Annotated in this window: 10 protein-coding genes; 1 reads left to right on the top strand and 9 read right to left on the bottom strand. The window is 36.9% G+C overall.

Annotated elements, in window-relative coordinates; translation table 11 throughout:
• Positions 1-2 precede the first annotated feature (2 nt).
• A complete protein-coding gene (locus H7U19_RS09690; RefSeq protein ID WP_186561805.1) occupies positions 3-3,260 on the bottom strand; it encodes a family 78 glycoside hydrolase catalytic domain in 3,258 nt (1,085 codons plus the stop codon).
• A gap of 174 nt (positions 3,261-3,434) precedes the next feature.
• Between H7U19_RS09690 and H7U19_RS09685 the strand changes: the two genes are divergently transcribed.
• Positions 3,435-4,310, top strand: coding sequence for an AraC family transcriptional regulator (locus H7U19_RS09685; RefSeq protein ID WP_186561803.1), 876 nt, complete (start codon positions 3,435-3,437; stop codon positions 4,308-4,310).
• 1 nt (position 4,311) lies between these two features.
• Here H7U19_RS09685 and H7U19_RS09680 read toward each other — a convergent pair whose 3' ends face one another.
• From H7U19_RS09680 to H7U19_RS09645, 8 genes are all read right to left on the bottom strand, one after another.
• The gene (locus H7U19_RS09680) at positions 4,312-6,225 is read right to left on the bottom strand and encodes an ulvan lysase-like protein (RefSeq protein WP_186561801.1); all 1,914 of its coding nucleotides are present in this window, start codon (positions 6,223-6,225) and stop codon (positions 4,312-4,314) included.
• Between the two features lie 141 nt (positions 6,226-6,366).
• Positions 6,367-8,295: a T9SS type A sorting domain-containing protein gene (locus tag H7U19_RS09675; protein WP_186561800.1), complete on the bottom strand. Its 1,929-nt coding sequence runs from the start codon at positions 8,293-8,295 to the stop codon at positions 6,367-6,369.
• Between the two features lie 228 nt (positions 8,296-8,523).
• Entirely contained in the window at positions 8,524-11,733 is a 3,210-nt protein-coding gene (locus H7U19_RS09670) for a BNR-4 repeat-containing protein (RefSeq protein ID WP_186561799.1), read from the bottom strand.
• Between the two features lie 12 nt (positions 11,734-11,745).
• The gene (locus H7U19_RS09665) at positions 11,746-14,160 is read right to left on the bottom strand and encodes a T9SS type A sorting domain-containing protein (protein WP_186561798.1); all 2,415 of its coding nucleotides are present in this window, start codon (positions 14,158-14,160) and stop codon (positions 11,746-11,748) included.
• A gap of 16 nt (positions 14,161-14,176) precedes the next feature.
• On the bottom strand, positions 14,177-16,672 hold the full coding sequence (locus H7U19_RS09660; RefSeq protein WP_186561797.1) for a BNR-4 repeat-containing protein: 2,496 nt from the start codon (positions 16,670-16,672) through the stop codon (positions 14,177-14,179).
• A 164-nt stretch (positions 16,673-16,836) separates the two neighbouring features.
• Complete coding sequence (locus tag H7U19_RS09655) at positions 16,837-17,037, bottom strand: hypothetical protein (RefSeq protein ID WP_186561796.1); 201 nt, start codon at positions 17,035-17,037, stop codon at positions 16,837-16,839.
• Positions 17,038-17,383: 346 nt separating this feature from the next.
• Entirely contained in the window at positions 17,384-18,931 is a 1,548-nt protein-coding gene (locus H7U19_RS09650; protein WP_186561795.1) for a T9SS type A sorting domain-containing protein, read from the bottom strand.
• 169 nt (positions 18,932-19,100) lie between these two features.
• Positions 19,101-22,574 carry a glycosyl hydrolase gene (locus H7U19_RS09645; protein WP_186561794.1) on the bottom strand — a complete coding sequence of 1,158 codons (3,474 nt, stop codon included), beginning with the start codon at positions 22,572-22,574 and terminating at the stop codon, positions 19,101-19,103.
• Positions 22,575-22,637: the final 63 nt, after the last annotated feature.

Here is a 22,637-nt window from a genome sequence, read left to right as displayed (position 1 = left end):
TTTCATTTTGAATGAAAGATTTTAAATTCTGAAATGGCTGGCTTATCCTTAGAGCTGTTTATATATATTCTACATTTTGTAGAAGTTACAGCATCAAATTCATGACTCTTATTTGAGCCTAAACTAGAATTACTAGCTACATCCTTCCAATTACCATTTTCTAAATATTGAATTTTGTAACTCAAAATATTGTCACCTTCTTCCTGAATAACTATATTATTAAAAGTCTGCTGTTTAAACCATTCTATTTCTAGCCATTCTTTAAATTTTGTGTTTGCTTTCCAGTGCGTCTCTAGGTTTTTATCGTTTGCCCTAAAGGCCTCAAAAAGCGGTAATTTCTCAGAATCGATAGTCATTGAAGACGCATTCATTCGACCTATTAATGCTAAATTATCAGGTATATTCAAAGGCTCTGGATAGGTTACTTTTGGTAATTCAGAAACTTCAAAATTATACACACCTGATGCAACTTCAAAAATGATATAATTACCAACTGCATCGCTTTTCTCAGAATTAATATATCTTATACCATCGGACTTTTCAGCATGAATTTCACCTTCAAAAACAGATTCTTTTTCATTTGCTGGAATATAAATCTTAGCAGAAGTGTTTACAGGAATTTCAATATGAAACGTTGCTGTTTCATCAGTAATTTTCCAATTTGAAACAACCTCACCGTAAGGCGATTGATAACTTGCATTTACATAGGTTAAATCACCAACAGGAGCAGGTTTCACTACAAATTGTTGCATCCCCGGATGTTCCGGGTCTGGTCTGACACCTGCAAAACCTTTAATAAAATACCCGCCAATGCCAGTATAGCAAGTGTGTATTTGACTGTTCCCGATTGCTGACCAACGTTCTGGCCACACGGTTTTTCCTTGCTCTAAAAAATACCCATAACTCGGGTGGCGTTTATCTTTTAACAATTCATAAATTAAATCCATACGCTCCCCATGCTCTATAAAATAACGCGTGTAAAGTGCCTGCCCAGAACTACCTGTATCGTAGTAAGGAAATTTATATAGCACTTGATCTACCAAGTTATCATAAACCTTTTGTTTTTCAGATTCGGGAGTTACGCCAGAGAGCAACGCAAATGCTTGATTAACCTGGTGTCCTTCGCCATATTTACCAGTTTGCTCATCATATATCTTTTTATGCGTAGCGTTTCGTTGTACTTCTAAACGGTCTGAAAACAGTTTTACATCGTCCTCCTTATTGAGGGTTTTTGCAATTTCCAAAGCCGATTCTAACATAAAAGCATAGACACAATTATTGAAATGTTCCGATTCTGGAGAATTACTCGACGTCCAAAAATTACCTCTTGGGGTACACCAATCACCTAAACCAGGGAATTCCAACGTACCGCGTTCACCTATTTTCAAGGCATCTTGGGTATCATAATTAGAATGTTCATACAACCACTGCATCCATTTTTTTAATGTTGGATAATGATTTTCCAATAGTTGCTTGTCGCCCAACATTCGGTAGGTTTCCCAAATAGTAATTGGGCTGTTGGCCATCCACATTAAAAACTCAAAATCGTCACCATTAATAACGGCACGCATTTTACCATCATCTGCCTGAGCATCTTGCATAAATTGTGCATATTGCATCATGTAAGCGCCACTTTCAAAATTAGGTAGTGCGTCTCCGTACATAGCCGCTACCGTAACTTCTCCCCAACCACGGCGTTCACGATGAGGGCAATCTACCAAAATACCATCTATGGTATTGGCGATATAGGTATTTAGATTTACTTGATAAATCTTGTTTAACAACTCACTTGAACTTTCAAATTGACTAATTTGTTTACGATTGTTGGTAATAACATAACCTTTAATATCTTTTAATTCGGGTTTATAATTAATACCATAAACGGTTACATAACGCCCTCCTGCAAGATTAAATCTATTGGTAAAATGACCCATTCCGGTTTCATCATAAATATATTTACTGCGCTGTTCCCAAGATGTAGAAACCTCTTTATGATCAGCAATTTCAAAGGTAACGGTATCACCTGCTTTACCATTAAACAGGTTCATTTCGAAATAGCCAGTGTAATTTTCACCCATATCAATCACATAATGGCCTTCCTCGTTTTTGGTAACATCAATAGGTGTTACTTCTTTAAATTTTACTTGGGGCTCTACCATTTGCGAACTTAAGGTCGCTGTAATTTTACTTGTGGGCGGATTAGCGTCAGTACTTGGTGCTCTAATTGCTCCTTTTGGACCTAAATTAATATCGGCCACATCAACATCCTGCATTTCTGCCTCATCAAAAACAACAGCATTTGCCCAATTACTGTCATCATACTCAGCGGTATTCCAATCGTCTTCACGTAAACGTTCGTCAATAATTTCACCACCAAAATCCAATATATCCCAAGAACTATGATAAGAACTGTAGCTTTTTTTACATTTCCATGAAGCGTCTGAAACTAATGTAATAGTGCCTTCACCCATATCAATATTAGCCTGAGCTTTAAATACAAAAGGCGGATCGAAATAATCTTTTACGCGTCCCCATCTTGCCCAGCCGGCGGCGTGCCAAATGCCTATTACATTATCCCCATCTTCTAAATAGTCTTTTATATCATAGGTTAGATATGGTAAGCGCTTTTTGAAAAAGGAATTTACGGGATTCATAACGCCATCAACAACTTTGTTACCATTCACGTACAATTCATGATACCCAAAAGATGCCACATGAATATAGGCTGATTGCGGTGCTTCATCTAACGACACATTTTTTCTATACCAATTGTGGTCTTTTTTATTTTGATCTTCTTTATAAATCCATTCTCCTTTCCAATCTTCTGGGTTCAATAAGCCCATTGAAAAATTGGCCACCTCGCTCCAACGGGATTCCAAACCAGAAGTGTCCCAAATTTTCACCTTCCAGAAATAGTGTTTTGAAGATTCTAAAGATTTTCCTTGGTAACGATTATTTATCGATTGGTTTGACTTTATTTTACCAGAATCCCACACGTCTCCTACATCAGTATTTAATTGCTCTAAACTACTAGCGACTAAAACTTGGTAAGCGGTTTGCTTTTGCCCTCGGGATTTCTCAGCGTCAACCATAATCCAACTAAATCTAGGATTCAAATTATCAATTCCTAAAGGATTAGTAAGGTATTCGCACTTCAATTCTTCAATAGTAATTGGAGAAGGCTTGCACGACACCAATGAAAAAAATGCAATAATTATTACAAGTGATGAAAACCTAGTGGTGATAGGTGTAATTTTCATTTTTTAGGAAGTTTAGTTTTGTTAGTGTGATCTATAAATTAGAAAAAAACTTTTACAAATGCATCATGCTGAAACCTGTATGCCTACAATTATTCTAATCTAGATGATGTAAATTTCTTTTATTTTCTTATCAAAAACAATTAACAAATTGATATATTAGTTGCACAAAATGATATGAAAAATAGATACCGAAAATATCAAATAGTTACTGATAATGATAAAAGTTGGGGATTTTACATCAATAATTTAGGACGAAATGTTATTGAAAAACACTCGGAATACCCCTCAAAAGATCATCCAGATCAATACATTTTTACTTGGGACAAGGGTCGCGTTTTAAATGAATTTCACGTGGTACTCATTACCAAGGGCGAAGGCGTTTTTGAAAGTAAATCTACTGGAAAGATTAAGGTAAGCGACGGTGATGTGTTTTTGTTGTTCCCAGGGGTATGGCATCGCTATAAGCCTAAAAAAAGTGTGGGTTGGACAGAAAGATGGGTCGGCTTTTCTGGACAGGTCGCGTCTCAGCTTCTATCAAATGGCTTTTTTAATTCGAGTGCACCTGTTATCTCCAAATGCAACAAGCCTTTTATTTTAAATCATTTTAATTCGCTTTTCAAACTATTTGATGAGGAGGCTTATGGGTATCAACGGGTAGCTTCTGGTATCTGCATGCAGCTCATGGCAGGTTTATACAACATTAAAAGCGGAGGCAATAATATTGAAAGCGTTAACTCCATGGTGTCCAAAGCCAAAAGCATAATGTACAATAATATGAATCATACTATTGATTTGACAAAAATAGCTGTTAGCTTGGGAGTTAGCTATTCCAAATTCAGAATCGACTTTAAGAAGCAAACAGGGCTTTCCCCGTTGCAGTACCATCTTCTTTTAAAAATTGAGAAATCTAAGGAACTGCTTTTAAATACCACCAAATCCCAAAAGGAAATCGCCTTTGAACTTGGTTTTGAGTCGGATTATTATTTCAACAGGCTCTTTAAGCGCAAAACAGGCATCTCTCCGGGAAAATTCAGAAAGTCAGTATATTAAGTTAACTTACTAATAGTGTTATTTCTAACTCATTTGTTTCTTCAAAAAAGATTTCAAACGGTAAAGCCTCTACCCCCGGGACCATATTAAAGGTTCTTTCACCTTCAATTTCTTTCATTTTAATTGGTGCGTTGGCTTTAATTGTTACTAATCCTTCAGGCTTTTGAATCGTAATTTCAGTTTCGCTGATATGGGTTACCGCTTCATTGTTTGGAGAAACTATGGGCAAAACAAATGCTGTTGGTGCTGTAATTTTCTCATCTGTTTTTACAAGGATATTTGTTTGATCTGCATTACTTTTATAAATAATATCAAAGTTTGAAGCAGTCCCTTCAACTGTCTTTCTATCACCGTTTTTAAGTTTTACATCTGCCATCAACTCTATAGTTCCGTTTTCATCTTTTGAAGTCACAGTTGCAGGTAAATCGTATAAGTTAGTGAACCAGACATCATCCTTAAACGTTTCAATACGGGGTGTTAAACAAATATCCTTACCCGGTTGCGGTTGCTGATTGTTTTTCTCTACTAAATAATATTGCGCCATACTGGCGGCACATAACAAACCAACTCTATTATGATATAAAACGCCTATAGCGGCACCTGAAGCTTGACGATAGTCATCTTTATAATGGTATTCTGCATCATAAGCACTTACAGTTCCTCTCCAATCTCCTCTTGCAAACAAAAACACATCTAAATCTTTAAAATGTTTTACACCGTCTGCTGTTGTTCTGGGTAATGCCGAATTTTTATTAATTTCTGGCAAATGATCCCAATGGTCTAACAATGCGGCCAAAGGTTTAGCATGTGTAAACGTATGGTGTACGCAGGGAGGAATTTCAGCTTCGATAAAACCAGGGCCTCCATGAATTAAACCGTCTGCTGTACATCGTTGCAATAATTCTGTATTTTTTACGGCCGCTGTTCCAAATGCAGGATTTATATGTGCCATCATTCCAAATGCTGGTTGGCTCCCATCACAAGTTCTACTTCCCCAATAACTCCACTTGTACATGCGGTTACCCCAACTGTTATCCCAAGCACCGTCTGGTAACATAAATTCTAAATGACTATTTAAAGATTTAGTTAAGATTTGTAAAAGTTCATCATCCTTTTCCTTAAGCGCATACATGACCAAGCTATTTAAGGTTTCCTCTACATTATATCCTAAATCTACGCCATGCAACCCTTTTTCGCTTAATTTGCTGGAACTTTTTTTGCACTCTCCAAATAACAAGCCTTCGTTTGGTGTAAAATAGGCTTTTACTTGAGAAGCTAATGTTTTACCCTTGGCTTTAAAATCATCTCTATTTAAAACATTGCCTATCAAATTAAGCCCGTAAACTGCTGTTCCTGGATAGTTAATATTAGTAAAGTCTATTGTAAATGTATCATAAATGTATTGTCCAGCTTTATCTAATCGTTCTGTCCACGCCTTACGTGTTGCTTCGTCTAAAACATGACCATGGTAATGCAGAGCTTCTGCTAACGCGATGGCTCCAAACACGGTAATGCCTTTCCATGATTTTGGATTTTTGATAACGGTCCATGAGCCATCTTCCTGCGAGACATTATTTTCTGCCCAAAGCATTACCAATTTAGCACCTTCTATATACTTTTCATCGCCAGTTTTGTCCGCCATAAACAGAAAAGGATAAACAGCATCCATACATCGCCCGTGAATATGGGAACACGAAGGGCAACCTAAAGCACCATGTTCCTCTAAATTTGACGGATTGTTAATTTGTACTTTTAACATGCCATCACTCCAATCTTTTAACAAACTTGTGATTAGGTTTTTAAATTCTAAAGAGTGTTCTGGATGGCTTTCACAGGCATTTAGTAATCCTGCCATTGGCAATGATAAACCAGCACCTGCTAGTGTAGATAACTGTATAAAGTTGCGTCGTTTCATTTAGTATATTTTTATGCTTCATGAAATTTAAAAAGATACCCTTTATAAACCATCCTGTTTTGTCCTGTTTACAAAATAAAAAAAGCCAGAAACAAATTTGTTTCTGGCTTTTCTATAACTTCTTATAGCTCTAATTTTATTCTATTCAATAACCAGTTTTGTATGATACACTTTATTATCATCTGCCAGAGCTTTTACTAAGTAAACACCTGCTTTAAAATTAGCGCTTTCAACCACCAAATCACTTCCATTGAACTCATTTTGATAAACGCGTTTTCCTAAAATGCTATAAATTTCTACACCCTCAATATTGCTTATGTTTTTAAATGCAATTGTAAACCTGTCGTTCGCTGGATTAGGGTATATTTTTATTGAAGAGGTTTTTAATTCTGGACCAGAACTACTTAAAGTTGTAGATTCTAAAATCCATTTACTTCTGTCATCTGTATTGGTGGAAATTACCATAGAATTGTCTACATCATGGTATAACAATCTTCCATTCTTAGCAATGGCTTCAAAACTATAGCTCCCATCTCCGTTAAGAATAACATCCCACAACTTATCATTAGTACCATTTGGTGCTGAAATATTGGTGCCAACCAACTGAAAAGCACCTGTATGTCTTATAATTTTTCTGGGGCCCTGGCTATCAATATTATAATAACTAGTACCTGGAACCGCTACAAATTGCCATTCTTTGTCTGAACCCACACCAGAATCACTTGCTATAATTGAACCATCACCTGCATCCCTTAAATACTTGCCTGTAGCTAGATTTTTGAATCTATAAATACCATCCGGAGCATTTCCTGAATCCACAACTTCTACCTTCTGGTACGTTGTATTGGCCCATCTCGTTTGTGCTCTACCACCTCTAACTCTATATACGCCGTATCTAATACCGGATTCTAGTCCTGCTTCAGGGTTTGGAATATTCCAATTTTCTTCGATTCCATTAAATGAAGCATTACAATAGTGGATTTTCTTGGTAGGATCGGTTGGATCTTCTGCGAAACCTACATCTAATACAAAGTCAATTTCCTCATCTTTATCTACAGTAACTATGAATTCTTCTTCCCTATCAGGGCCTTCTCCACCACGTACTGTGATACGCTCGGCATAAATATCAAATGCCACTTGTTTACCAGCGTTTATTCCTGTGCCCATAACAGGCTTAGCCAAAAACAAACAAATTGCCGGATCTGGAGATCCCCCCGGTTCAAGATTTAAATCATGCTTTCCTTTGGCTTGCGCTATATAGGTACCTTCTGTATTAGAATTACCTGTTTCACCTACTTCTAAAATCCTAAATGTTCCTGTAAACCTTGCGTAACTCCCAACACCTGTTTCTTGGGATCTAGGTAAGGAACGTTCTATTCTAGGCTGCAAACCATTTGTATCCAAATGATTTGAACCATCTGTAATATTATAAACGCCCCAAGTTTTTCCATAAAGATCAAATTCTGAGTAATCTGCATAACAAGTACGATCATCAATAGTGCCTACATTAACTGGGTTTAGTAAATCTGATGATGTTCTTGTAGCATTTCTAAATTCATCTGAGGATGGACAGGATAAATCTGGATTTGTATCTTCATCTGGAGCTGGCTCTACCTCATCTTGTACATAAGGAACGAGTTCCCAATTGCTTCTGTCGTCTGTTGCAGCAACTGGAATATGGGTTACGGTTCCATCTAGCTCGTGATACATGTATCTACTACTTGTGCCAGATTGAAATCTATAAGTATCATCGGTTGCGTTATGTTCTATCGTCCATATTTTATCGCCAGAACTTGTTGTTGTACCAGTACTTAAAACTACATAAGGCCCACCTGGACCACCCATTCCTGGAGCACGCAATATCCCAGCACTGCCATCCTTATTATCTATATTATAAAATGCCCCACTTTCTATAAACGTCCAATGGGTACTTATATCGTCTTCATCTAAATTCGTCATGGTAACAGGTTGTGCGCTCGCACCTGCATCGGTTAAAAATAACCCTGTTTCCACATTTCTCAATCTGAAAGTGTCACTAGAAGGGAGTACGCCTTGCGCTGTTATACTCATTGAGCATAACGCTAAAACTAAAAATAAGATGGATTTAAAAGTAATTTTTTTCATAGCAGTATTAATATTTAATTTGCTGATTTTTAATTAAATAGCATGTAAATTTATTAAATATAGCGCAATAGACTATCCTGCGCTGTCCTGAACTGTCATGAATTTGCTGTACCCGTCGGATTTTCATCAAAATCATCGAGTTACAACAACCAAACGTTAGCTAATGATAAAAAGTTATTTTACAATCAACTTGGAATGAAACACACGGTTGTCTTCAGAAAAGGTTTTCACTAAGTAAACACCTGATTCAAAATCGTTATCAACTTCAAGCTTGTCGTAGTTCTTAGTGAATTTCTCATATACTACCTTACCCAAAATATTGTAAATAGCAACTTTTGCAACATTTATGTTTTTAAATGCTATTGTAAATTTATCTTGCGCTGGGTTTGGATACACCTTTAAAGAAGGAATTTTTAATTCGTTATTTTTTGCACTTAGCAATGGCCCGCCAGTACCCACAACTTGCCACTGGCTTCTCTCATCGGTTTCGTCAACAATATAGTTATAACAATTACCATCAGTATCATGATATAAAAACCTGCCGTTGCTTTTGGCCTCAAACCTATAAGTGTCTTCAAACTCATCGTAATGTATGGTCCATATTTTATCGGTATGTCCAGTGGTTGCAGGTGGCTCTTTAGTTGTACTTACTACGAGATAAGCACCAGCGGTAAAGTTTTGACCTGTAGCACGTAATATACCATTCTGCTGACTATCAATATTATAATAGTCGGCCCCCTCAAAGTTTACTTTAACAAAAGTCCATTTTCTGTCCGTCGTTTCCCCGGTATCATGCATAATTACAGGTCCTGCAGAATTTCCACCGGCACCCAGATATTTTCCGGTTGCAACATTTACTAGTTTGTAAACACCTTCATCATCACCTCCACCACCGCCACCAGGCCCTCCCGAGATTTTCATTTTGTCGTAATTGAAACCACCTACCTCTCCTACAACCTTAATATTCTGCACCCCTTTTTGAAGCATAACATTCACTTTAGTCCCTTTAAAGTTTGTTAAATTAGGGGTTTTGGTAAGTGACACAGAGGCTAGTTGTGTTGCCCCATTCATTATCTTAAGTTTTTTAGTGCTCCCAGGGGATGCCGCAAAGACCTCAATCTCGTAGGTACCATCTTCAGGCACGTTTATAGTGTATTCTGCAAAATCATTGACATTCCACGAATTCAGATAAAATACTGTATTACTCCATCTAGTTACATTTACACCACTTTTTGAAGTGTAATACTCAGCCTCAATTGTTGAAGGTATTTGATGAGTTTTAGGATTAACGGTTATTGTTCGAGAAGCTTGTGCAGACGTAAAATAATCATTTCCTGTATCAGAAACTGTTATTGTAGCAGTACCCGCTCCTAAAATCTGCCGTACTTGGTCATCCCAAACCACAGCTACCTGATTATTTGGGCAAAGAAATCTGAGGTTTGCATCTGGGTTATTACTTGTTGCATCTAAATTAAAAGCCGGATCTCCTGAGGTAACCGCGGTAATGGCCTCAAAATTAATAACCTGTTGGCGTATTGGCACTGTATATTCATGACCAACAATAGGTGCCGCATTATAGGTAGGATCGCCAGGCTGTAACGCGTTTATGGTTGTTGTTCCTGAACGCTTTACTTGTATTTTTCCATCTACAATAATGGCAACATCTGTATTTGTACTTTCATATTGCACCGGCAAACCAGAACTTACTGTGGCGTTCAACTCTTGGTCTGGGTTTCCCCAAGTATATGTATTTGGATTTAAACTGAACGTAATAATTTGATTTGACTTTGAAGCATTGGCATTTACCACTAAAGTTTGAGACACCTCTGCAGCCTCATCATAAGTACCGTTGCCTTTTTGACTTGCAACAATATCGCACGAGCCCGCACCCATAATTTGTACTTCGTTTCCATTCACAATACGGGCAATACTGGTATCTGAAGACCTGTAAGATACTGGTAACCCAGAACTTGCAGTTGCACTTAATGCAAAATTTGCATCACCCTCGGTCTTATCTGAAATGGGATCAAAACTTATGGTTTGCGATGTATATTCCTCTTTGGTCAATTGAAACACAAAGCAGTGAATTGGTACGGTAGCACTATTTACGGCTTCACTAAATACCACGGCAATAGTCCCATCATCCATAATGGTTATACTCTTTCTATCATTTATTCCAACGCTCGTTCTGTAATCCTCGCGCCAATCATAAGTTCCCGCCAACGCACTCGTGATGACAAAATTACCTCCGGATAGATTAAATTTATACATACGATTACCATAAAACACCCCTAAAGATCCTTTGTTTCTATCCTCAGTAAATTCTGTTTCGTTTTGTTTTCTGAGGTAATTATAAGCATTTGTGCCTTTAGGTTTTTGATACAGATATATATCATTTTTAGGGGAAATGGCTAGTTGCGGTCCTCCTGCCCAACCTGCATTATCCGGCACGCTACGGGGATCAGCGATAATAAAGGGCGCATGGTCTATAATGGGCAATGGGTAACTTTTTCCATCTAAAGTAGTCGCCTGACTGTCCATACGCGAACCCAACTCCATCACATAAACACCCTCGTTCAATCTTGTTGGCGATTCCGCCCATCTTGGTGAATAGGTATAGTAAAACTTCCCATTTAGAAAATAAGCACTCCCATAGCAAAAATTACGCTCTCCCTGGGTTACTTCAGCCCCTCTTCCCTGGATAATTTTGACTTCATTAGACCAAGTGTCGCCATTATAATAAGTCATTATGATATCACCTCCAACGGCAGACCCCAATCGTCTTTCAAAATACATTTCTCCTAGGTCGTTATTAAACAGATCCGGGTAGGTAACACCAGTTACTTTTTTCCCTGGGATTAGGTAATCTTGCTGGGGAAGAAAGTTGGCCGCCGTAAAATCACTATCAGGACCGTATGCTATATTCTTTTTGGACCTGATATAGTTTAAATCTTCGTTATGATGGTCGAACATTAAATGCACAGTCCCATCAATAGGACAAATTCCAATGTTTGTGGTTAAATGGGTATCTCCTTTGCCCCCTACCAAACTCATTTTAGCAGGTAATGCGACGTGAACCCAGTTCCCCTCGCCTATTTTCTTTCGAGACACCATTAACGTACGGTCTGCCCACCCACCTCGGTACCAAGTATAAAACACATAACCATTGGATACTTTCATACAATTTCCATGAGGGTTTATACTTGCCCCATAATGGTAAGGTTTTGGATCATCGGCTTTCCAGAAGTATAAGGCTTCGTTGGTAACGACTGTATTTTCTATAAAAGTAACTTGTGCAGTTACATTTATTGAGCTTATAATAATCAACAAGCCAAAAACTTTCCATCCATTTATCATATAGGATAATTTTGAAACCGTATTCATAATTTATTTTATCTATTTAACAACGAGCTTCTTATTTACAATTGCCCCATTAAGCCCCTTCACTTGAACAATGTACAGTCCTGAAGAAAAGCCTTCTGTTTTAGACAACTCTATTCGGTCTTTTTCAGTAATCTTTGAATAAATTACTTTACCTAAAATATTACTAATAGTTACGGTAGCTCTATTTAAACCCTCAAATACAATCGTAAATTTATCTTGTGCAGGATTGGGGAATATTTTGACAGAAGAGGTTTGTAAATCATTTTCATCAACACTTAAAGTAGTGGACTCCGCCATCCATTTGCTTCTATCATCTGTTTTAGTAGAATGCATTACTGTACCGTCCGCCTCATGATATAAATACCTATTAAGATTTTTTGTCTCAAAACTAAAACTACCATCACCGTTAACAATAATAGTCCATATTTTATCTACCGCTTGATTAGGGGCTCCAAAATTGGTGCTTACCAATTCACCTGCCGACCCTCCTTTAAACCTTATAGTTCCTTTTACTTCGCTATCTATGTTATAATAATCGAACCCCGCAACTTCAGCCTTTACAAATTGCCATTCTTTGTCTGAGCCTTCTCCGGAATCACTTGTTATGATACTTGAACCTGAAGATGTTAAATATTTACCAGTAGCCAAATTTTTAATTCTATAAATATCACCTGATAAATCATTAGCATTTCGTCTAAAAACTTCTATATTAATTTCTTGAGATGAAACTGATGCATTATTTTCATCATAAGCAATTGCTTTTATAGTATATGTTCCTTCTGTTTCTGGTGTGTAATTTATGGTATATGGACTTGTTGAATCTTCTTCAATCACTTGATTATTAATAAGAAATTCCACTTTAGAAATGCTGCCATTATCATTAAATGCTTCAGCTGAAATTTCTAACGGTTTATCTACTTCATAACTCTCATCATTTACAGGAGATATTAAAGATACTTGAAATGGACTATTGTCTATACCTAAATCTATGATATGCAAATACAATGGCCTTTGATCTCCAGTAGATTGTTCCATCATATAATAATAGAGCTTACCATTACTTACATAAGCTCTACCATGACTAAATTGTTTCCCTGAAGTTGCTTCATAAACTTTTCTAAAGTTATTAGTACCTCCCAAAGATTGTTCTATATAAATTCTACCTGAATTTAATCTAATCATATAAATATTGTTTCCAGAGGTAAATAAACGATTCCCTCCTATAAAGTCGGTAGAGGTAGTAAATTCTGTATCTCCAGCTTTTTTAAAAGTATGCACATTTTTAGTAATATTATTTTCATCATCTCTTACTCTACCTATAATATGTACATCACCTCTGTCTGTAATTGTCCAGTCAAAACTACCAACCATGTATACTTGATTTTTTTTGGTAGTTGTTACTAAATCTCCAGGTTCATAGACTAAAATTTTATCTGCATCACGAAGTGGTGTTGTAAAGCTTTCTCCTTGATAGTTTTTCCATCCAGTTTGTCCACTTTGGTCATCAGAATATGCAAAATAAAACCCATTTTGATACAAGTATCTATCGTTGGTATTTGATGACCTTTTCTGAAAACCAATACCTATTTTCCCTCCAACAAATTGTAATCTACCATACATTCCCCAATTGTATGGTTCACCAAAATTTTTTGCATTTTTATCTGCAAATTTTATAAAATTTGACCAAGTAGATGTATTAGCATCATATTTAGCAAAATGATAACCTCCATTAGGACTTGATCCTTTTCTCATAGAAAAAAACAAATCTCCTTGAGTATTTAAAAAAAACTGAGGATATGTAAATTCTGAAAACGCACCATGATTTTCTACACCGTTTAAACTAAGATGCGTGTAATCGTCATTGCTGTCTTTTATAAATTGATCCAGCGTAAATTCATTATCAGGAACTTCAGCTGCATTTTTTTTTGAATATGAATACCTGAAATAATCATCACTCAAACTTCCATCAGAAGGTCTAGTTCTAGTATAGGCATGCATATCAAAAAGTAAATGAATGGTCCCATCCAAAGGACTAACTCCTATACCAATTGTGTTATGAGATTCCCCAATATACCAAACATTACGCCAACCAGTATGCCTGTGGGGGAACTCAATAGTTTTCATACTTCCTGTTTCCGTATTGTAACGTGTTAGCATCATGTTCCTGTTAGCCTTACCGCCTTTATACCAAGTCATAAAAACAAAATGCTTATAAGTAAATATGCAATCTCCATGAGCTGATATTTGAGGGCCAAAAGCGTAATCGTAACCTGAAGTTGAGTTTGGAGCATCCTCTGAGGTCACTTTTACACCATCAAAATGTAGGGCTATGTCTGTAATTTTAACTTCTTTTTCAAATACTACCTGAGCATTTGAGATTACAGGTAATATTGTCAAAATCAGTAATAAAATCTCTCTTAATTTCATAATGTTTTGTTGATGTCTATTTTATGACAAGTTTAGTATAGTATTCTTTATTAATATCTGAAAAAGCCTTAACGATGTAAACTCCAGCAGTAAAACCAGAACTTTCAATTTCTAGTTTACTTTTTGATATTGCGTTTTGATAAACACGCTTTCCTAAAATATTGTAAATCTCCACACGCTCAATAGTGTTAATATTTTGAAAAGCTATGGTAAATTTATCCCGCGCAGGATTTGGGTATATTTTTATAGAAGGCGAGCGCAACACTTCATCAGCTATACTTAAAGACTCACTTGTTGAGATAGCCTCCCATTTCGTTCTATTTAATTCATCTGCATTGGTTTCATCAACTGAAATATTAGATACATGTCCATTGGCATCATGGTATAAATATCTATCATTATCCTTAGATTCAAAACGAAACGTATCATCCGATTCATTATAGTGAATCGTCCAAATTTTATCATTAGCAATATCACCTGTGGGTCTCCCTGTGCTTAAAACATAATAGGGCTTAGGGTTTCCTTCAGAATCCTCATAATTAGGCCCCGTAGCACGTAATATTCCATTGGTTTCGCTCTTAATATTGAAAAAATCGATACCATTTACATTAACTTTTTCAAATGACCAATGTCTATTTTGGGTTTCTCCATCATCGTTCATTGAAACTGGAACGGCACTTCCACCTTCGTCACCTAGAAATTTACCAGTAGCTACATTACGCATGCGATAAACATCATTTGTTAGATCACTTTTGTCAATCTCTAGAACTTCTATGGTTACTTCAGAAGATGTTATATTCGCCCCTCCTGTTTTAAAGGCAACTGCTTTTATAGTATATGAGCCAATTGCACTTGGTGTCCAATCAAATAAGTAAGGTTTAGTGGTATCTTCGCTTACAATTGCACCATTAACCAAAAACTCAACCTTCGTGATTTCCCCTGTATCTGCGGTGGCGGTTGCGTATAGTTGCACATTTTCACCTTCTTGAAAAGATTGATTATCTGTAGGTGTTAGTAAATTTACTGCAAAAGGTTTTAGCCCTTCCTGCACATCCAGATCAATAACTTGCAAATATGTAGGTTGGGTCTCATCGCTATCTGCGGTATTATTCTCTAAGAGATAGTAGTATAATTTACCATCTGAAATATGAACCTTACCTTTTCTAAATCGTTTCCCCGAGGTTTGTTCGTAAACTCTCGTGAATGAATTAGTTCCTCCTTCTGCTCTATCGATAAAGGGACGCCCAGATGAGTTCAACCCAATAACGAAAACATCATCTCCAGAAGTATATAAGGCTTCTGCACCACCAAAATCTTCAGAAATTATGAATTCGCTAACCCCATTAGGCTTGTAACTGTGGATATATTTAGTAACGTTATTTTCATTGTCCTTCACCCTACTTATAATATGAACATCACCATTATCAGTAACCGTCCAGTCAAAGTTTCCTACGATATGGACTTTGTTCTGCTGGGTTGTTTCAACATAATCCCCTGGTTCATAAACCAATACTTCTTCTGCTTTTACTAAAGGAAGGGTCATATTTTCACCTTTATGATTTTTCCATTGTGATGCTCCCGTTGGGTCGTCAGAATAAGCATAATATACACCGTTCTGGTACTGGTACTTGTCTGCACCAGTATTCAATCTACGCTGGAAACCTATTCTAATCTTTCCATCTACATATTTAATATTACCATAAATACTCCAGTTATGCGTTTCGCCTTTACTACCAGCTCCAAGTGCATTAAAATATTTAAAACGCCCCCATTTTTCAGTAGTTGAGTTGTACTTTATGAATGCTTGTGCGCCATCATGAGAGGTGCCATCTCTTGCCGTTAAAAACAGTTCGTCTTGGTCATTTAAGAAAAAATTAGGGTAGGTAAATCGGTCATAATGCGCCGGGTCACGAACACCATCCATGGTACAGTGCCTATAATCATTATCTATGGGGTCCTTAACAAACTTATCCAAAGTAAAATCTTCATCAGGAAGTTCAGCCGCGCCACTAACAGAATAGGTGTACCTAAAATAATCATTTACGAAAGCTCCGCTGTTCGTATAGGCGTGCATGTCAAAAACCATGTGTATGGTTCCGTTAATAGGGCTAATACCAATTGCAATGGTATTATGTGTCTCACCGATCCACCACTTACCTTTAAATCCGGTATGTTGATGCGGAAACTCAATGGTTTTCATAGTTCCTGTATCCGTATTATAACGGGTTAGCATCATGTGCCTATCTAATTTACCTCCTCTATACCAAGTCATGAACACATATTGCTTATAGGTTTTTATACAATCGCCATGAGGAGATAGGGCACGACCGTAGGCGTAATCATAAGGTTCTGTTTCGCTTTGCCTTGTACTATTTTGGTCTTTTATGCCAGTAAAATACATGGCAAGATCCGTAATATGGGTTTCAGATTCCAGTGTAACCTGTGCCTCTGCAACAAATACGGTAAATAGTATTATCGAGAAAACAAATCGAACGAATGTAATTTTTTTCATAGCTACACTAAATTAAAGTTCCTAAGCAATATTGTAAAGTCCTTAAAGTTCTTAAAAACTATAAGGATTCGTATCCCGAACTATCCTGAGTTTAGGGTAAACGGACAATTAATCCGTTAAAGAACAAGTATTTGACAGAGAAAGCTCCAAATAAGAAAAACCTGCTACTGGATGAATTTTAAAACAACCGGACCTATCAACCCTGAATGTTCCAAAGTGGTTTCATTCTTCTTAGGTGGATTGGTGGTCCATGTTTTCTTTTGGGCTTTTGTCCTGGAGTTATCGAAAATGAGTTGATTGTGCCATGTATTGGTTACTTTTACCTCAAGAGTATTCTCGCCTTTTTGGGCATAGTCAGTATTCAAAAGGTGATGCCCATTTTACACCTACTTTTTTGCCATTGCACCACAATTTTTGCGATATTGACTACATCACCTAATTTTAAAAGGGTATGATTTCCAATCTCATCTTAGTTTATGGTTTTTGTTAAGTGTTTTCTTCGTTAACAAAAGAATATGTTCAAGAAATTGAAGCTGTAAATTTGTTATTTATACAATTCAGCTTAGGATAAATGTCGTTTTTATGAAAATTATAGTATCCTATCCCTGTATCTTGAATAAGGGTTTCACCCAACAAGACTTTAGAGGCACAATGCTTCTTTTCTTTTTTGAAGACACTTTTTTATGACTACTAGAGCCTGTTTATTGTTCCTTAGTTAATAACTAATTTAGAATAAAATACTTTACTATTGTCTAAAAAAGCCTTAACCAAATAAACTCCCGTTTGAAACCTTGAGCTATCGACTTCTAAAACATTACCTGATGGTGTATTTTGATACACACGCTTACCCAATATGTTATAAATTTGAACCTGCTTAACATTATTAATGTTTTGAAGGTTTATTGTGAATTTATCCTTTGCAGGATTAGGGTATATTTTTATTGAAGTTGTGTTTAACCCTATATTATCAGTGCTTAAAACTGTACTTTCCAAAATCCATTTGCTTCCAGCATCTAAATTTGGAAGGTAAGTGATTATATCATTATTTTCGTCGATATAGTGGTATAAAAATCTACCCATGAAACGAGCCTCAAAACTAAAGGTTCCGTCTCCATTCTTATGAACTGTCCATATCTTATCAACTGCTGTATTTGGTGGAGAAAAATTTGTACTAGTTAATAAGGGGGCTGATGAAGTGCCATGAAATCTAATTACGCCTCTTACCTTGCTGTCAATATTATAATAATTTCCAGCCCCTGTGTTGACTTCTACAAATCGCCATTCATTACTCTCTCCTTCTCCTGAATCACTCGGCACTAACGTAGAGCCATCTGTCATTAAATATTTGCCTGTGGCCAAATTTATTAATCTGAAATAGTTATCTGAGTTCTCATGACTTCCATCATCTATAACTTCGGCTTTTTCGTAAGTAGTATCTGCCCATCTTATCTGCGCTCTGCCACCTTTTACTCTATATGCACCATATCTGATACCAGACTCCAAACCTCGCTCTGGACTGGGAATGTTCCATTTAAAGGTTTCTCCACCAATTACAACATCGCAGTAATGCACTTTTTTTGTACCAAAAAATGACGCTTCTATTCTGAAGCCTACCTCTAACTCAAAACTAGTTTCAACATTTTTGTCAACATTTTTTAAAAAAACGACTTCCCTTCCACCACCTGATCCGCCGCGTTCTAAAATGCGTTCGGCATAAATATCAAAAGACACTTGCTTATTCGCATCGGCCCCCGTACCATAAACAGGTTTAGCTAAATACAAGCAGATAGCAGGATCTGGAGGACCTCCTTCTCCTGTGTGTTTTCCTTTAGCCTGTGCAATATAGCTACCATCATCAAAAGGATTACTATTATTGGTAAAACCCACTTCCAAAATTCTAAATGTTCCTGTAAATCTTGCATAGCTCCCTACACCAGTTTCCTTAGATCTGCTTAAAGAGCGCTCAATTCTAGGTTGCAAACCATTGGTATCTACCCTATTCGAGTTATGTGTTATATTATATACGCCCCAAGCTTTACCATTAACACTAGATTTTGTGTAATCTGCATAACAACTTCGGTCATCGATGCTACCAACATTTTCAGGATTTGGTATATCTACGAATTGTCCGCCTTGCCCCCCTGGAGTACATTCAACAATAGGCCCGGTATCTTCATCTGGCGCAGTTTGGGCGTTAATTAATAGCGTAAAAAGGGCAAAACAGTAAAACAAAATCTGTTTAAGAGTATTTTTTTTCATAGTTATTGTAGTTATAGCTTATTTTATATTCTAAAGTTGTATTGAAATTTATTCATTTTCATACTAACTTTCGTGAAATAACGGCTAAGCGTAGTTTTTTTCGTTAAAAAATCCACAGATTAGGAAAAACCTAGTATCATACTAGATATTTAAAAACCATAAGGTATAATCAATCCAAATACTTTAAAACCACAGGCCCAATTAAACCTGCATCCTCCAATTCGCTTTCATGCCTCTTAGGCGGATTGGTAGTCCAAGTTTTCTTCTGATCTTTAGGCCTGGAATTATCAAATATCAATTGGTTACGCCATGTATTAGTAACTGTAATCTCAAGAGTATTTTCACCATTTTTGACATAATCACTTATGTCGAACACAAAAGGTGGCGCCCATTTTACGCCAACTTTTTTACCATTGCACCAAAGTTCTGCTATATTGGATACCTTGCCCAAATCTAAAATAGTATGCGTACCAATCTCTTCAAGGTTGATTATTTTTGAATATGTAATGGTTCCTGAATGATGTTTAACGGCATCGTTTTCAAATTCCGTTATTGATTTTAATTTTGAAACTTCAGTGGTTTTCGGCGTATCCCAACCTTCCTCAAAAGTTAAACTCCAATCATTTTGAAGTGATTTTTCTCTGATAGTAACGATCTTTTTGGTTGTGCTTTCATTTTGATACAACACATATTCGCCTGAAGTTGAAGCGATAACATCTTCTACCTTAAATGAGAGTCGAGCCCCCCCTTTTTCTTCGTCTACCCTATACCAGCCGGTTTCTGTATCTAGAATTACCGTATCTCCTTTAGTAACTTTTGAGGCCAAGGGCTTTTTGTCTTTTTTAGAAAATACGATAATGGTACTTCCATTTGGTGGTAGTGACAATGCAATATTAGTACGGTTTTCTGCGGATTTCCAAATTTTGGCATCTTGTTGATTTCCAGTAAGGGCATCCCAAATTTGAGGCGTTCTATCTGACACTCTAAAACTTAAAGCGACATCCACAGGATTGTCCTCTTTTGAGGCCACAAAATAAATATCAGCGTCATTAGTTTCACGATGTATCCAGTTGATATTGAGACCATCTGGAACAATAACATCTTTAGCAATTTTTTCTTCTTGTAAAACATCATCTAAGGTTAACCCCCAATACACACGCCCTTTGCCTACTTGTTTTACACCGCTCTTAGCTTTCCCCCATAATTTATCCGAAATGGATTTAAGCTGCTTTACATCGTCTTCATCATCCATTAAACTTGGTGAATCCAACGGTTTATCACCTAAAATTACCGCACCTGCCTTTACTAGTTCTTCCAATTTCTTAATAGTGGAGAGCAACATTTCCTCTGAATCCCTTAACATGATAACACGATAATCCCCAGCATATTCAACATGTATCTTGCCATTTTTCATACTTAATTTATCGTGTAAGATTTCCGCATTCAAATAATCAAAGCGATAGCCTTTCGGAAATTCATCCAAATCAAATGGTGGCCGCTCAAAATGATCGCCATAATACCAAAGTACATCGGCTACGTACTCGCCCTGTTGTAATACATATTGGTTTCTGCTTAAATAATCAGTCCAATCTTTCATATACTTCCACCAAGTTTGCTCCCGAACCAATGGAAAGCCTATATTTCCGCCAAAACTAGAGCCGGGGTACACATCGGTTTGGGGCGTATGAGAAAATGTATGGAATACCAAATGATTAACCCCTTTGGCAAAATTATAATCGATTAAATATTTTACGCTAAACGGATGTTCATTCCATTTTACACCTACTTGAGTGCAGGCTTCGGCGGCCAAAACAGGCTTATTGTACAAATGCGTTGCCGAAGCGGCATTGTAAATGGGTTTTGCGTATTCATTTTGAGCTGATGGCGCAGAGGGGTACCAAAACTCGGTCATAGGAATATCACTTACGCCATAGTAACGCATGGGGTCTATGGGCAACACTTCGCCACCGGCACCTTCGGTATATACTTCTGCGCCCATATCATGTGCTACGGTTGCAAAATGTTTAAAGAAATTGTCAATAAACACCTCATCCATGGTATGGCGCAAATCCCTTAAAAATTTGGTAGTTATAGCCGGACTATCTACAATATATCCCATTGTTGCAGGAAGGTACTCTTTCATACTATAACCGCGCCTGATTTGAAATTCATTAAAAAAATCTTCTGAATTGATAGTCCATGTAGGCACATGGCTTTCCCAACTATCAATCAACAATCCGTGCAATTCACCATCGCCAATTGGTCCTCCATCTTTAATTAAATTGCCTATCATGCCATTTCGTAAATGATTTTCAATGGCCACTTTATCTAATTTACTAGACTCCCAACCTGTTGCCTCTGGCACAGCAGGTTTATTGGTTAATCGCATGTTGATATGACCAAAACGTACTATCGTCCAATTGCCTTCTGGAGCTTGCCACTTTAATTTACCCCCAGCAGTCATTTTATCTGTGAGGTTGATAATTTCGCCCGTTTTAATGATTGTATTTTCAGCATAATTATATTGAACGTCTTTTTCCAAACGCCTCAGTACTTTCGCTGCTTTTGCTTCGTGGTTATGTAATCGTGGTTTTGAACTTAAACGAATAAATTCTGGCGCAATACTATGACTACCTTCAAAGGTAAATACAAATTCGTTTGAGGTAGTTTCCGGTACTGTGAGTGTCAAGTGTTTGCGTCTGTCGTTCCAATTGGCATCTGGTAAATTTAGAGTTGCAATTTCCGATAATTTGTTGTCGATACGTGCTTCAACCTTAATTGCCACATCTACAACCGGGTACTGCGTATTCATAATTATATGTCGCAACTGCGGAAAGACAATTGTCCGCATAGTGATGGGCGCATCAAAACTTGTTTTCACCCAGGTATTTTCATTATTTACTTTTGAAATACCTTCAGAACGATAAGTTTTTAAAGGCTTATCTAACTGTGTGGATTTTCGATCAACAATGATTTTGGAGTATGGATTAAAAATATCCTTCCATGGTACAATGGCATTATTCGTTTCAATTTTGGATGGATTGAAAGCCTCAGAATCATCACCTTCAGGTGTTGGAAACGCCAATACTTGAATGTCCTTATAATCATAATCTGGGGTGCGGTACAGGGCATCTAATTTTAGTATCTCATCAAAGGTTTTGTTTCCGGAAATGTGATATGTAGTTTCAACAATTTCACGTTGCGCTTCTTCAACGGGCACCCAAGGTCCACCCGTCATAGACCAACCCGGACAATTCTGCATGGTGAATTTAAGGCCCAAGCGTTTACATTCGTCCGCTGTATGCCGAATCATATCCTCCCATTCGGGTGATAAAATTTTGATTGGTTTTACATTAGGATAAGGCCTTCCCGCTTTATTAAATAGATGAATGCCTTGAAGACCAGCTTCTTTTATGGCTTCCAAATCAAGAGTTAAGCCTTTTTTAGAAATGTTATTTCCGTTAAGGTGAAACCAAGTTTCGGGGCGGTATTGTAATGCCGGCGATTTAAAGTTTTCAGATAATTCATTTAAGCTTGGAGCATCATAGTTTTTTAATAATACCTCGTTAGTTGAAGAATCTCCACAACTAAAAACCAAAAACGTCAACAAAAAGACATTTAAAACGAAAACTAAAAACCTCATAAAACAATGATTAACAAAAGTTTTATAAGGTATTTATTGTTTCCAAGATATGTATCCTGCAAT

It is taken from the genome of Hyunsoonleella aquatilis, from assembly GCF_014270105.1.
GTDB lineage: Bacteria > Bacteroidota > Bacteroidia > Flavobacteriales > Flavobacteriaceae > Jejuia > Jejuia aquatilis.
Note: the sequence above shows the minus strand (reverse complement) of the source record. Positions and strands in the feature narration are given on the sequence as shown.